Here is a 14,431-nt window from a genome sequence, read left to right as displayed (position 1 = left end):
TATTTCCTCCCAAATCATTGAAATTATAGCCTGAATTTGATATGATGGTCTTATGGATAAAAGTAGAGCAAATCGTGTTGAGCACGATAAAAAGAGAATCGGTTTAATAGCCCTAGTAGCTATCTTTTCAGTTAGCATTTGTGTCCTTGGGGCGATGATTGGTTACAAAGTCTATACGAAACAAAGTTTTGAGCAAAAAATTGAAACGCTCAAAAAAGAGAAAGATGATCAATTGAGTGAGGGAAATCAGAAGGATCATTTTCGTAAAGGGCAAGCCGAAGTGATTGCCTATTATCCTCTCCAAGGGGAGCAAGTGATTTCGTCTGTAAAAGGAATCATAGTGCAGGATATTAAGGAAAATTTAGAAGACAAGGAAAATCTGGTTTTTTATTATACAGAGAAACAGGATTCGACTTTAAAAGGGATTGTCAACCGAAGTGTGATGAAACAAATCTATGATTTAACATCTTCAAAAGTTGAAGAGACGGAAAAAACTAGTCTAGCGAAAGTACATTTGACAGAAGATGGTAAGCCTTTTACACTTGATCAATTATTTTCAGATGCTAGTAAATCCAAAGAAAAACTGACAAAAGAACTGACTTCTTTCTTACAGGATAAGAAATTGGAACAAGAAAAGTTTGATCAGATTGTTAAAGGTTTCTCTGACCAAGACTTATCTGCATGGAACTTTGATTATAAGGATAGCCAAATTATTCTTTATCCGAGTCAGCCTGTTGAAAATCTGGATGAGATTGCCTTGCCAGTATCTAGTTTTTTTGATCTTATTCAGTCCTCATATTTGCTAGATAAGGATGCGGAACTTTATAAAGCTTATTTTGAGAAGAAAAATCGTAAAGTAGTAGCCTTGACTTTTGATGATGGACCAAATCCTACAACGACAAGTCAAGCATTAGATACTCTTTCTAAGTATGGAATTAAGGCTACTTTCTTTGTTTTAGGTAAGAATGTTTCTGGCAACGAAGAGATTTTGAAACGGATGAAATCAGATGGTCATGTTATTGGAAACCATAGTTGGAGCCATCCAGTTCTTTCAAAACTTTCCCTTGATGAAGCCAAAAAACAAATAACTGATACTGAGGCAGCGCTAACCAAAGTGCTAGGTTCTAGCTCTAAACTTATGCGTCCGCCTTATGGTGCTATCACTGACGACATTCGCAATAGCTTAGATTTGAGCTTTATTATGTGGGATGTGGATAGTCTGGACTGGAAGAGTAAAAATGAAGCATCTATTTTGACAGAAATTCAGCGTGAAGTCAAGAATGGTTCTATTATTCTCATGCATGATATCCATGCTGAGACTGTAAATGCTCTACCGAAGGTTATTGACTACTTGAAAGGGCAAGGTTATGACTTTGTGACAGTTCCAGAAATGCTTAATTCACGATTAAAATCACACGAATTATTCTATGACCGTAATCAGTAAGAAGGTTGCTGAAAGACCAATTCAATAGTAAGTAGTTTTTCAATAAAGAAATTTAGTCTTGTATCATTCAAGGCTAATTTTTTATGTTTAAATCGTATCATATGATTAATATTACAATTTTGTTACAAAATATTTTTTTGATAGAATTTTCAGATAATTTAGGATATAATACTTTTAATTTAAATAAAAAGGAGTGATTTTATGGGAGATTGCAAAGATTTTTGTTATAAAAAGTACCAATTAGCAACGATTTTTCTGCTATCGGTCTTTGTATTCGGATTTACTTTCGTACAGGTTAGTGCCGATGATGGAAAAATTGAAACATCCAATCAAGTTACACATGCAGTAACAATTAATAAATTAGATGATTCAAATAAGCTCGCACCGCCAGTCACGACTGACAAGAATGCTCTAAATTCTTCTTCAAAGGAAAAAACAGAAGTGACAGAGTCATTAAACAAAGATGATTCTATAGAGGATAGAGATAGTAAGTCAGATAAGGTTTTAATCATCCAGCAAGAAACGACTGCGATAAAAAGTGAAGAGAAGAAAGAAGGATCAGCAGTGAAAAGTAATTCTTCTTCGAAAAGCTTACAATCACAGTCCTTATCTCAAAGCAGACATAAAGAAAAACCAAATAGTATCTCCAGTAATGAAATGATTACTGTTCCTAAAACATGGGAAGAAGGATACAAAGGGGAAGGCACTGTAGTCGCTGTTATAGATTCAGGGCTTGATTTGAATCATGAGGTTCTGCGTATTTCTGATCCGTCAAAGGCGAAATTTAAAAATCAGAATGATATCGAAAAAGCTAAAAAGGCTGCTGGTATTGACTATGGGAAATGGTACAGTGACAAGGTAGTATATGCTTATGATTACTTTGATGGAACAGATAATATAAAAGAGGCTGAAAAAGAGTCTCATGGAATGCACGTTACTGGTATTGTAGCTGGAAATCCAGTTAATAAAGCTCCGAATTCTGAGAAGGTATATGGAGTTGCACCAGAAGCTCAAATAATGTTTATGAGAGTTTTTTCAGACAGAGATAAAACTACAGCATCTGCCTTTTATGTAAAAGCCATTGATGACGCAGTTGCGTTAGGTGCAGATGTGATCAATATGAGTTTGGGTGCAGGTGCGGGTTCAACGGTAGATGCAGGTTCAGATATTATTGAAGCAGTAAAAAGAGCACGCGCTAAAGGAGTATCTGTTGTTATTGCTGCTGGTAATAGCAATACTTTCGGTAGAGGTTTTTCACAACCATTAGCAGAAAATCCTGATTACGGACTGGTTGGAAATCCCTCTACAGTAGAAGATTCAATTTCTGTTGCTTCGATTAATAATAAAATTCTAACTACTGAAGTCTTTGAAGTAAAAGGTTTAGAAAATGATACTAAACTTGATTATGGTAAGTTTGATTTTAATAGACCTGAAGCAGAAAAAGATTTTGAAAAAGGGAAAGAATACGAATATGTAGCAGCGGGTATTGGTCGTGAAGAAGATTTTGCTAATATTGATGTAAGAGGCAAGTTAGCACTGATTCAACGTGGTAAAATCCATTTCTCTGATAAGATTAAAAATGCTCTTCAACACGGTGCAGTTGGAGTTTTAATTTATAACAACGTTGAAGGTGCAAATGTTAGTATGTCTGTTACAGGTGATGCTAAGAAAATCCCATCTGTCTTTATTTCAAAACATTATGGTGAAATTCTTAAATCTGGTCAGTATAAAATTGTCTTTAATCATAAGATGGATAATCGTAAATCAGATGTTGCAGACCAATTATCAGATTTTTCAAGTTGGGGAGTTACAACAGATGGACAATTGAAACCAGATGTTACTGCACCTGGTGGAAATATCTATTCATCATTTAATGACAATAGTTATGGAAGTATCAGTGGAACAAGTATGGCGGCTCCTCATATAGCTGGTGTCGCAGCATTAGTCAAAGAATATTTAGCAAAGAAACATCCTGAATTATCAGCTAGTCAAATTTCAGAGATTGTAAAAGCTTTAATTATGTCTACTGCAAAACCACATTTTAATAAACAAACTGGAGCCTATACTTCTCCACGTCAGCAAGGTGCCGGTGTAGTTGACACGATGGCAGCAACCAGCACAGATCTATTTGTAACAGGTACAAATAACTATCCAAGTGTTACTCTTGGCAATGTTGGTGATAAATTTACCTTTGAAGTTACAATTCATAATATTTCGGACAAAGACCAAACTTTGAAGATGGTTGTAAATACAAATACGGATGAAGTTAACGAAGGGAAATTCACTCTCCGTCCACGAAAACTAACTGAAACAGTCTGGCCTGAAGTAACTGTGAAAGCTCATAGTACGAAGACGGTAACAGTTAGAGTAGATACAAGTAAGTTTACTGAAGAACTTAGTAAAATAATGCCAAATGGTTATTTTCTAGAAGGATTTGTTAGATTTGTCAATCCTGCAGATGATGGTTCTATTATTGGTTTACCATTTATGGGATTTAAGGGAGAATTCCAAAATCTACCTGCAATAGAAAAACCAATTTATAATTTGATTCAGGAAGGAAAAAGTGGATTTTACTCTAAAATTGATAAAGATAATCCAGGAATTTCACCTTCAGACGATGCAACTTATTTAACAAGTTCTGAAAATGATGTAAATGTTTTAAAAGCAGAGCGTCAAGGAAATCGAGTGACTGTACTCGGAGTGAAACAAGATGCCGAAGGAAAATACCATCTTCAATTAGATGAAAAGGGGAACATCCGCCTTGCTATCTCACCAAACGATGATGGTAATAAAGATTCTGTTCAATTTAAAACTCTTGTTTATAGAAACTTGGTAAATCTTCGTGCAACAGTTTATGATTCTTCAGATACAACACATAGTAACCCTATTTGGAAAAGTCGTCCAACAGACCTTGTAAAAAATTATTTTGATGGCGATACTAGAAATCCAAGAAGTTACGTTCTAGATAAAACAGCTTGGGGAGGAAAAGATTCTAACGGAAATCGAGTCTCTGATGGAATTTATGACTATGTTATTAGTTATAAGCCAGATGTCCCTGGAGCTGAAGAACAATACACAACATTTAAAATTCAAATCGATACACAAAAACCTCTGATTACTTCGGGATATATTCGTTCTCAAAAAGATCAAGAACAATTTATAGCTCGTAAACCTCAGGATGTAGGAAATGGGGGAATTCTTTTAGAAAAAGTCTTTTATATTCGTCCTTCTGAAAATAGAGAATCGACAGATTCAGAAATCGAACAGTATCAAATTATCAAACAAAATGAAGATGGTAGTTATACACTTCCTAAGAATATTGATAAATCGAAAATCTTCTATTATGTGGAAGACTTTGCGGGAAATGTAGACTTTATATCTCTAAAAAATCTTGTAGGTGAAGAAAATAGTGGCCGTGTAAAAATTGCTATATTAAATAATAAAACAAAGAGTGAGATTGATACGACTTATGTTTATCGCATTAAAAATAGTGAAGGTCAATATGTAACTGTTGATAAATCAAAAGATATTAATTTCTTGAAATTTGGACATTATGTTGCAGAAATTTTTAGCTATGACCGTACAGAGTTGAAATTTGTGAGTGCCTTATCTAAGGAATTTGATTTAACGAAAGAAAATAGTTTTCAAACTATTACCTTCTTGGCTAACAAAATGAAATATGCCCCAGTAACGGTTGGCTTTAATCAAGCTGTTCCTGGAACTACAACGATTACTTTGGTAGGTGAAGACGGTCAGAGTCAAGTCTTGCCAGCTGAAACATATGGTAAACATTCTTATGGTAAGAAAGTAGTTACTGGTGAGTATAAAGTTCTTGTAAATCTATCAAACGGTTATGAATTACTTGATAATCTTCAACCATTTAAAGTTCTGTTTGGTAAAAATAATGTTTTGTCACTTTCAGTTGTTTCTAAGTTAGCTCTGATTGCAGCTTTAAATAAACAAATGGAAGTAGTTAAAACTCCAAGATATTATAATACAAAACAGAATTTAAAAGAGATGTTTGACCAAAGTGTCAAAGATGCGCAACTAGCATTGGGAAGTAAACTTAACCAAGATAAAATTGACCAAATTGTTAAGGCTTTAGAGTCTGCTATGCAAACATTGGATGGTAAGGAATCTGATATCACATCATTGAAGAATGCCATTAAAGCATATGCTGAGATAGTTAAAAAAGGTAAATATATAAATTCTGATCAAGAACGCAAAGGTCAATATGATCGTGAATTTAAACTCTTAGCATTATTAATTACAAAAGATTTGATAACTCAAGATGAAATCGATCGTCTATTGACCACTTTCTTGAAAGCACAAGAACAGCTGAATGGGAAAGAAACAGATTTCATGAGCTTAAAAAATGTTATCGTGGATGAAGTGAAGTTCCAAGACAAAGATCCAAGATTTTTGACAGCTAGCAAAGAGGAGAAGGATGCATATAATCTTATTTTCAGCAAAGCTAAGCTACTTTTAGAAAATTCAGAAGCTAGTCAAGAAGAAATTAATGCAGTAATCAATGCTCTAAAAGAGACGACTGTAAAACTGAAGGCTAATAAAGTAGAGATTCCAACCAAACCAGTTGCACCAGTTAAGGCAGTTAATCCAGCTAAACCAGTTGCATCGATTAAGCCAGTTTCTCAAGTGCAACCTGTTAAATTAGTAAGTCACAATAGACAAGTCTCAATTATTAAGCCTTCAATTAGCAATGATAAAATTGAGAAAACTCCATCAATTATAGAAGCTAATCATGAGAATAAAACACTAGCTGGAAGTGGTCAACAAGTGCTTTTAGCTACAGTCAACAAAGAAGGAAAACAATTACCAGCTACTGGTGAGAATAACATGATTTCTATTATTCTAAGTATTTCTGGAATTTCTCTCTTATTGTCAGTTATTGGACTTGCAACTTTTTCAAAAAGTGAGTAGAGAATACTATACATCTTTCTATAGTTTTTGATTTACAGTATGTTACAATTCTGATATAATAGTCTGCAGGAAAGAAAGTCTTATGGCGTTCTTCAAGCGAGCTTGGGATAGTGGGAGCCAAGTAGGGCAAAATAAAGAACTGGCGCTTTCTGTAGTATTTTCAAAAACAATGAAGTAATAAATTAGGGTGGAACCGCGTTTCTGACGCCCCTAGTCGCAAGGCTTGGGTGTTGAAATTCGGTTCTTTTTGAATTCGTCTAATGCCTAAGTAGAAAGGAGCATAATGCTTAAAGGATCTTGTTTATGTAAAGCAGTGACCTACACTCTAGATGAGGAATTATCGGAATTAGTTTTTTGTCATTGCTCATTTTGTCGGAAAGCAACTGCGTCTGCTTATACAGTTAATGCTAAAGTTAGCAGTGAAAAGCTAGTATTGCATGGAAAAGAAAAGCTTGTTTCCTATAGTTCTTCTCCAGGAAAACAGCGTTATTACTGCCAGAACTGTCATAGTCAAATTTTCACTGTTCAAGAAAATATACCAGAAGTCTGTGCTTTGAAATTAGGTACAATAGATGAATGCGATCAGAATTTACAAACTGTTCCCAAACGTCATATTTTTCAGGCCCCAGCTTTTTCTTGGTTGCTTGATAAATAAAGCTAAAAAGATAATATAAATTAAAGGAGTAAACAATGTCTAAGAAATTAACATTTCACTGCGTCAGTGGCAGAGACCTCCTTATAGTCGGGCTGCCCCACGCTCAGCACTAGGGTGCTGAGCTAGACGCAGTACTAACTCGTCTTGCCTCGTATGATCGACGAGGCAGACTCGTGTCGCAAGAAATCATTTTTATTAAGGAGTATTCAATGTCTAAGAAATTAACATTTCACTGCATCAGTGGCAGAAACCTCCTTACAGTCGGACTGCCCCACGCTCAGCACTAGAGTGCCTGAGCTAGACGCAGTACTAACTCGTCTTGCCTCGTATGATCGACGAGGCAGACTCGTGTCGCAAGTAATTTATATAAAAAGGAGTAAATAATGTCTAAAAAATTGACTTTCCAGGAAATCATCCTTACTTTGCAACAATTTTGGAATGACCAAGGTTGTATGCTTATGCAGGCTTATGATAATGAGAAAGGTGCGGGAACCATGAGTCCTTACACTTTCCTTCGTGCTATCGGACCTGAGCCATGGAATGCAGCCTATGTAGAGCCATCACGTCGTCCTGCTGACGGTCGTTACGGGGAAAACCCTAACCGCCTTTACCAACACCACCAATTCCAAGTGGTAATGAAGCCTTCTCCATCAAACATCCAAGAACTTTATCTTGAGTCTTTAGAAAAATTGGGAATCAATCCTTTGGAGCACGATGTCCGTTTTGTTGAGGACAACTGGGAAAACCCATCGACTGGATCTGCAGGTCTTGGTTGGGAAGTTTGGCTTGATGGGATGGAAATTACTCAGTTCACTTATTTCCAACAAGTCGGTGGATTGGCAACTGCCCCTGTGACTGCGGAAGTCACCTATGGTTTGGAGCGTTTGGCTTCTTACATTCAAGAAGTAGACTCTGTCTATGATATCGAGTGGGCTGATGGTGTAAAATACGGAGAAATCTTTATTCAGCCTGAGTACGAGCACTCAAAATATTCATTTGAAATTTCGGATCAAGAAATGTTGCTTGAAAACTTTGATAAGTTTGAAAAAGAAGCTGGTCGCGCCTTGGAAGAAGGCTTGGTACACCCTGCCTATGACTATGTTCTCAAATGTTCACACACCTTTAACCTGCTTGACGCGCGTGGTGCCGTATCTGTAACAGAGCGTGCAGGCTATATCGCACGTATCCGTAACTTGGCCCGTGTCGTAGCCAAAACCTTTGTCGCAGAACGAAAACGCCTAGGCTACCCACTTTTGGATGAAGCAACACGGGCTAAACTCTTAGCAGAAGACGCAGAATAAAGAGAGTGACAAATTACGAAAATGGGCGAACAGTGTGAGCCCTGAACCAGTTGCCGCAGTGATGAAGGTATCCTTAGTGAAGCTAAGGATACTAGGCAAAATTGGAGACTTTTGGCTCCAATTTTAGCAATGAAACAACGAAGTTGGTTGCTTGCGTGCCCAATCACATAAGGCAAACTGGAAAATAAAAAGATACTTTTCGGAGAAAAAACATGACAAAAAACTTATTAGTAGAACTCGGTCTTGAAGAATTACCAGCCTATGTTGTTACACCAAGTGAAAAACAACTAGGCGAAAAAATGGCAGCCTTCCTCAAGGAAAACCGTCTGTCTTTTGAAGCCATTCAAACCTTCTCAACACCCCGTCGTTTGGCTGTTCGTGTAACTGGTCTTGCAGACAAACAGTCTGATTTGACAGAAGATTTCAAGGGTCCAGCAAAGAAAATTGCCTTGGATAGCGATGGGAACTTCACCAAAGCAGCTCAAGGATTTGTCCGTGGAAAAGGCTTGACGGTTGAAGATATTGAATTCCGTGAAATCAAGGGTGAAGAATATGTCTATGTCACTAAGGAAGAAGTTGGTCAAGCAGTTGAAGCAATTGTTCCTGGTGTTGTAGATGTCTTGAAGTCACTGACTTTCCCAGTCAGCATGCACTGGGCTGGTAATAGCTTTGAGTACATTCGTCCTGTTCACACTTTAACCGTTCTCTTGGATGAGCAAGAGTTTGACTTAGATTTCCTTGAAATCAAGGGTGATCGTGTCAGCCGCGGCCATCGTTTCTTGGGGAAAGAAACCAAGATTCAGTCAGCCTTGAGCTATGAAGAAGATCTTCGTAAGCAGTTTGTAATCGCGGATCCTCGTGAACGTGAGCAAATGATTGTTGACCAAATCAAAGCAATAGAAGCTGAGCATGGTGTACGCATCGAAATTGATACTGACTTGCTTAATGAAGTCTTGAACTTGGTTGAATACCCAACTGCCTTTATGGGAAGTTTTGATGTCAAATACCTTGAAGTTCCAGAAGAAGTTTTGGTGACTTCGATGAAGGAGCACCAACGTTACTTTGTTGTTCGTGATCAAGATGGAAAACTCTTGCCGAATTTCATTTCTGTTCGTAACGGTAACGCAGAGCATTTGGAAAATGTCATCAAAGGAAATGAAAAAGTTTTGGTAGCTCGTTTGGAAGACGGTGAATTCTTCTGGCGTGAAGATCAAAAATTGGTTATTTCTGACCTTGTTGAAAAATTAAATAATGTCACCTTCCATGAGAAAATTGGTTCCCTTCGTGAACACATGATTCGTACTGGTCAAATCGGTGTACTTTTAGCAGAAAAAGCAGGTTTATCAGCTGATGAAACAGCTGACCTTGCTCGTGCAGCAGCCATTTACAAGTTTGACTTGTTGACAGGTATGGTTGGTGAATTTGACGAGCTCCAAGGAATTATGGGGGAGAAATATGCCCTTCTTGCTGGGGAAACTCCAGCGGTTGCAGCTGCTATTCGTGAACACTACATGCCTACATCAGCCGAAGGAGAACTTCCAGAGAGCAAGGTTGGAGCCATTCTAGCTATTGCAGACAAATTGGATACGATTTTGAGTTTCTTCTCAGTAGGCTTGATTCCATCAGGTTCTAATGACCCTTATGCTCTTCGTCGCGCGACCCAAGGTGTGGTTCGTATCTTGGATGCCTTTGGTTGGTACATTGCTATGGATGAGCTGATCGATAGCCTTTATGCATTGAAATTTGACAGCTTGACTTATGAAAATAAGGCAGAGATTATGGATTTTATCAAGGCTCGTGTTGATAAGATGATGGGTTCTACTCCTAAAGATATCAAGGAAGCCGTTCTTGCAGGATCAAACTTTGTTGTGGCGGATATGTTGGAAGCAGCAAGTGCTCTCGTAGAAGCAAGCAAGGAAGAAGACTTCAAACCATCTGTTGAATCACTTTCTCGTGCCTTTAACTTGGCTGAGAAGGCAGAAGGAGTTGCTACAGTTGATTTAGCTCTCTTTGAGAATGAAGAAGAGAAAGTCTTGGCAGAAGCAGTAGAATCACTCGTTTTGTCAGGGACTGCCAGTCAGCAATTGAAGCAACTCTTTGCGCTTAGTCCAGTTATTGATAATTTCTTTGAGAATACCATGGTAATGGCAGAAGATCAGGCTGTTCGTCAAAATCGTTTGGCAATCTTGTCTCATTTAACTCAAAAAGCAGCCAAACTTGCTCGTTTTAACCAAATTAACACTAAATAAAATTTGATAAACGGATTTTATCTTATCACAAAGGAGAAGAAATGGATCCTAAAAAAATTGCTCGTATCAACGAGCTTGCTAAAAAGAAAAAAGCAGAAGGCTTGACACCATCTGAAAAAGTAGAACAAGCCAAACTACGTGAGGAGTACATCGAAGGTTATCGTCGCACTGTTCGTCACCACATCGAAGGGATCAAAATTGTGGACGAAGAAGGAAACGATGTTACACCAGAGAAACTACGTCAGGCACAACGTGAAAAAGGTTTACATGGCCGTAGTATCGATGATCCAAATTCATAATAAGTATTCTTTCTTTTAATAAAGATAGATGAAATAATAATCAAAAGACTAGCAGACACAAACTGCTAGTCTTTTTTTCGCTAAAAAAGGAACCAAGATGGTTCCCAAAACTATTATTAGTTACTTGCGCCAGATGTAGCGTCTGCGCCACCACCGTGGCCTCCAGCATCACCTGCATCAGAAGCTCCAGATGTAGCATCTGCATCGCCGTGACCATGTCCGCCAGCAGATGCTGCAGCATTTCCACCAACTAGACGTTGACCAGTTGTTTCTAAGTACCAATCAAGCCATGGTTGGAAATTAAAGATAATTTCATTAATTCCAGCATATGAGCCATCTGGATAGTACATTGCTTTATAGTTATGAGTATTAATTACACCTTCTGGTTGTCCCGGAACAATTGTACGAACATACTCTTGATCACCATTACGTAGTACACCGACAACCCACTCAACGTTTTTCATTCTTGCAGGTGGTAGAGAAGCATGTACTGTTCCTAGTCGGCTACCTGCTTGAACTCGCACACGTTTACCATACATTGTGTTTGGATCTTGGTGGGCGTTATTGTAGTACAAGAATTGGTTATTATCATCCGCATATGTTAACTCAAATGGCATTGCTTTCAAGAACATATCAATTTGGTTAACTGTTAAGATACCGTGGTCTAATTTAACGTAAGTATCTCCAGAAACAGCTCCAACGAGCTCAGCTGCTTTTTCTACCCATTCAGGATCGTCAGGGTCAACACCTTGAATGGTAGTTGCGATTGGATTTGTACAATATAAATCTTCTGGTGAGATTGGTTTTGGTTTTTTCAATTTTGAAACGACTCCCACATATTTTACAAAGTTGTCTAAACATGTTGCAAGGAAATTAATAGTTCCTTCATTTGTGATATTCCCATTAACATCAAAGGCTTCTTTAGCTTTACCGAGAAGGAATTCATTTCCTGGAAGAGTATAGGCATTGACACCTGGAGCGTCAAGAATCTTACGAAGGTGAACTTGGGCACGAGAAGTACCTTGGTCGTAGTAAGAAGCACCCACAATCATGACTGGTTTGTTTTCAAATGGATGAACCTCATATGAAAGCCATTCAAGAACAGATTTTAGGGAAGCTGAAATTGTATGGTTGTGCTCAGGAGTAGCGATAATGACACCATCAGCACGAGTAATTTTGTTATATAAATAACGTAATTGGAAACTTTCGTCCCATTTTTCGTCTTGGTTAAACATTGGAACTTCGTCAATTTCAAGAACTTCTAATTCAAATTTAAGTTTGAAGTGACGACGGATGAATTCCAAGAGTTTACGGTTATATGATTGATCGTAGTTTGATCCTACAAGTCCAACAAATTTCATTCTTTTTGGTCTCCTATCTTACAAATTTTCCCAGTCAAAGTCTTCAGCATCTTTGCGAAGTAGTTCTTGTGCATTACGCAATTTTTCAGTAATTTTTACAAAGATACGGAAGTCGTCAAAAGTAGCATCCAGTTTTTTGATAACATCAAGATCTACTAGGTCTCCACTTGGGGTGAAGGCTTGAAGAGAATGTGAAAGCAAGAATTCATCTGGAAGGACACTTGCTTTAATTTCTGGAGCATTCAAGATTTGGCGAAGTTGTAATTGAGCACGTGATGATCCAAGCGTACCATATGAAGCACCTGTAATCATGATTGGTTTATTCAAAAGTGGGTAGATACCATAAGACAACCAAGCAAGACCGCTCATCAAAACAGCTGGGATAGAGTGGTCATACTCAGGAGTACCGATAATAACGCCATCTGCCTCTTCAATTTTAGCAGCTATTTCTAGAATTTCAGCAGGTACGTTCTTGTCTGCTGGTTTGTTGAAGACAGGAATGTCTTTAATTTCAACAAGTTCAATTTCAGCTTTTTCAGCAAAGTGTTTTTGCATGTATTGAAGCAATTGACGGTTTGTAGAACGTTTTGAATTTGTTCCAACAATAGCAATAAGTTTTAACATGAGATTTCCTTTCTCTTTTTACATAATACGATTTTAAAACTCTACTGAAACATCTATTTCTATAGAGTAGGAATTCCTGAAGAACAGCTTAGGTGACCTTCCTTATCGATGAGGATGGCTTCGATGCCCTCCAAACTTTCGACTTGCCAAAGGATAGAAGCGGGTCTTTCTCCAAATAGACGAGTTGTCCAGATTTCACCATCGACTGATTTATCAGAGATGATTGTTAGACTAGCTAGTTCCGTTTCAACAGGATATCCTGTTTGACTGTCAAAAATATGATGGTAATCTTGTCCATCAACTGTCAGGTGACGTTCATAAATGCCTGAAGTCACGACAGATTGATTGACAACGGGGATTGTCATTAAGTGATTTCCCCTCGGATTGGCTGGGTCTTGAATCCCTATTTGCCAAGCTTGATCCCCTCTTGCTTGATTTTTTCCAATGGTCAGGATATTCCCTCCCAGATTGATCAAGGCAGATGTCACTCCCTCTTCTCTAAGAAATTGGGCAACCTTATCCGCACTATAACCCTTGGCTAAACAACCAAGATCGATCTTCATTCCTTTCTGTTTCAAGAGCACAGTGGAAGCAGAAGAATCTAACTCGATATAATGAGGATTGATTAAAGGTAGCACAGCTTCAATTTCTTGGGGTTGGGCTACTTTGGCATCTGAAAAACCGATGCGCCAGGTTTGAATCAAGGGACCAATGCTGATATTGAGATGACTAGAGGGCGCTAGGCTATGCTCTAATCCAAGTGAAATCAGTTCAAACAGGTCTGGATGAACTTTGACTGGAGCTATTCCAGCTTGATAATTGATTTCCATCAACTCAGATTTTTGGCTATTGGCATTGAAGCGGTATTCAAGCTCTTTGAGCAAATCAAAGGATTTTTGGAGCAAGATATCGGCTCGCTCATCTACTAATGAAATAGTGATAGTAGTCCCCATTAGCCGTTCGGAATGTGAACTAAGAGGCAAGCTACCAACTCCTTTCTCTTATGAAAAGAAGGCTGAAATATGTTAAATTTAATCCCTTACATTTTCTTTCCATAATACTAGCATACCATAAAGTCAGCGTTTTCACAAATAAAATTTGTAAAGTTGTCAAGAAATATGCTCAGAAAACAAAGAGTAATTGTAAGAAAGGCTGATAAAATACAGATTATTTACATTTTTTTACAAAAAAATCGGGAAAATTAGCAAAACTCTTGTAAACGCTAACAGTAAATGTTATACTAGAAGAGTAAATTTAAAATTGAAGGTAGGAATTTTTCTATGAGTAAAATCGTTGTAGTTGGTGCTAACCACGCTGGTACAGCATGTATTAATACTATGTTGGATAATTTTGGCAATGAGAACGAAATCGTTGTATTTGACCAAAACTCTAACATCTCTTTCCTAGGATGTGGAATGGCCCTTTGGATTGGTGAACAAATCGACGGTGCTGAAGGCTTGTTCTATTCTGATAAAGAAAAATTGGAAGCTAAAGGTGCTAAGGTTTACATGAACTCACCAGTTCTTTCAATCGACTATGATAACAAAGTAGTTACAG

Annotated in this window: 10 protein-coding genes; 7 read left to right on the top strand and 3 right to left on the bottom strand. The window is 37.7% G+C overall.

Translation table 11 applies throughout. The features are described from left to right. The first annotated feature begins 52 nt into the window (after window positions 1-52). The 6 genes from pgdA to RWO85_RS04980 all read left to right on the top strand — a co-directional run bounded on the left by pgdA (window position 53) and on the right by RWO85_RS04980 (window position 10,889). The gene (gene pgdA / locus RWO85_RS05005) at window positions 53-1,444 is read left to right on the top strand and encodes a peptidoglycan-N-acetylglucosamine deacetylase PgdA (protein ID WP_314414413.1); all 1,392 of its coding nucleotides are present in this window, start codon (window positions 53-55) and stop codon (window positions 1,442-1,444) included. Between the two features lie 201 nt (window positions 1,445-1,645). Beyond that, window positions 1,646-6,385, top strand: coding sequence for a S8 family serine peptidase (locus RWO85_RS05000; RefSeq protein WP_314414412.1), 4,740 nt, complete (start codon window positions 1,646-1,648; stop codon window positions 6,383-6,385). 283 nt (window positions 6,386-6,668) lie between these two features. Beyond that, window positions 6,669-7,040: a GFA family protein gene (locus tag RWO85_RS04995; protein WP_125421189.1), complete on the top strand. Its 372-nt coding sequence runs from the start codon at window positions 6,669-6,671 to the stop codon at window positions 7,038-7,040. Between the two features lie 383 nt (window positions 7,041-7,423). Next, window positions 7,424-8,341, top strand: coding sequence for a glycine--tRNA ligase subunit alpha (glyQ, locus tag RWO85_RS04990; protein ID WP_314414410.1), 918 nt, complete (start codon window positions 7,424-7,426; stop codon window positions 8,339-8,341). A gap of 212 nt (window positions 8,342-8,553) precedes the next feature. Continuing rightward, window positions 8,554-10,590 carry a glycine--tRNA ligase subunit beta gene (glyS, locus tag RWO85_RS04985; protein ID WP_314414406.1) on the top strand — a complete coding sequence of 679 codons (2,037 nt, stop codon included), beginning with the start codon at window positions 8,554-8,556 and terminating at the stop codon, window positions 10,588-10,590. Between the two features lie 41 nt (window positions 10,591-10,631). After that, a complete protein-coding gene (locus RWO85_RS04980) occupies window positions 10,632-10,889 on the top strand; it encodes a DUF896 family protein (protein ID WP_314414404.1) in 258 nt (85 codons plus the stop codon). 116 nt (window positions 10,890-11,005) lie between these two features. Here the strand turns inward: RWO85_RS04980 and RWO85_RS04975 are convergent, their stop codons facing one another. Genes RWO85_RS04975 through RWO85_RS04965 form a run of 3 tightly spaced genes read right to left on the bottom strand, consistent with a single transcriptional unit; the run spans window position 11,006 to window position 13,857 of the window. Then, entirely contained in the window at window positions 11,006-12,250 is a 1,245-nt protein-coding gene (locus tag RWO85_RS04975) for an NAD(P)H-dependent oxidoreductase (protein ID WP_314414403.1), read from the bottom strand. Window positions 12,251-12,268: 18 nt separating this feature from the next. Beyond that, window positions 12,269-12,874, bottom strand: coding sequence for an NADPH-dependent FMN reductase (locus RWO85_RS04970; protein WP_296173138.1), 606 nt, complete (start codon window positions 12,872-12,874; stop codon window positions 12,269-12,271). 59 nt (window positions 12,875-12,933) lie between these two features. Continuing rightward, entirely contained in the window at window positions 12,934-13,857 is a 924-nt protein-coding gene (locus RWO85_RS04965; RefSeq protein ID WP_314414402.1) for an FAD:protein FMN transferase, read from the bottom strand. Between the two features lie 297 nt (window positions 13,858-14,154). Between RWO85_RS04965 and RWO85_RS04960 the strand changes: the two genes are divergently transcribed. Continuing rightward, window positions 14,155-14,431: FAD/NAD(P)-binding oxidoreductase (locus RWO85_RS04960; RefSeq protein WP_314414400.1), on the top strand; the 277-nt coding region annotated here is incomplete at its 3' end.

The sequence above is a fragment of the uncultured Streptococcus sp. genome (assembly GCF_963521865.1).
Lineage (GTDB): Bacteria > Bacillota > Bacilli > Lactobacillales > Streptococcaceae > Streptococcus.
Note: the sequence above shows the minus strand (reverse complement) of the source record. Positions and strands in the feature narration are given on the sequence as shown.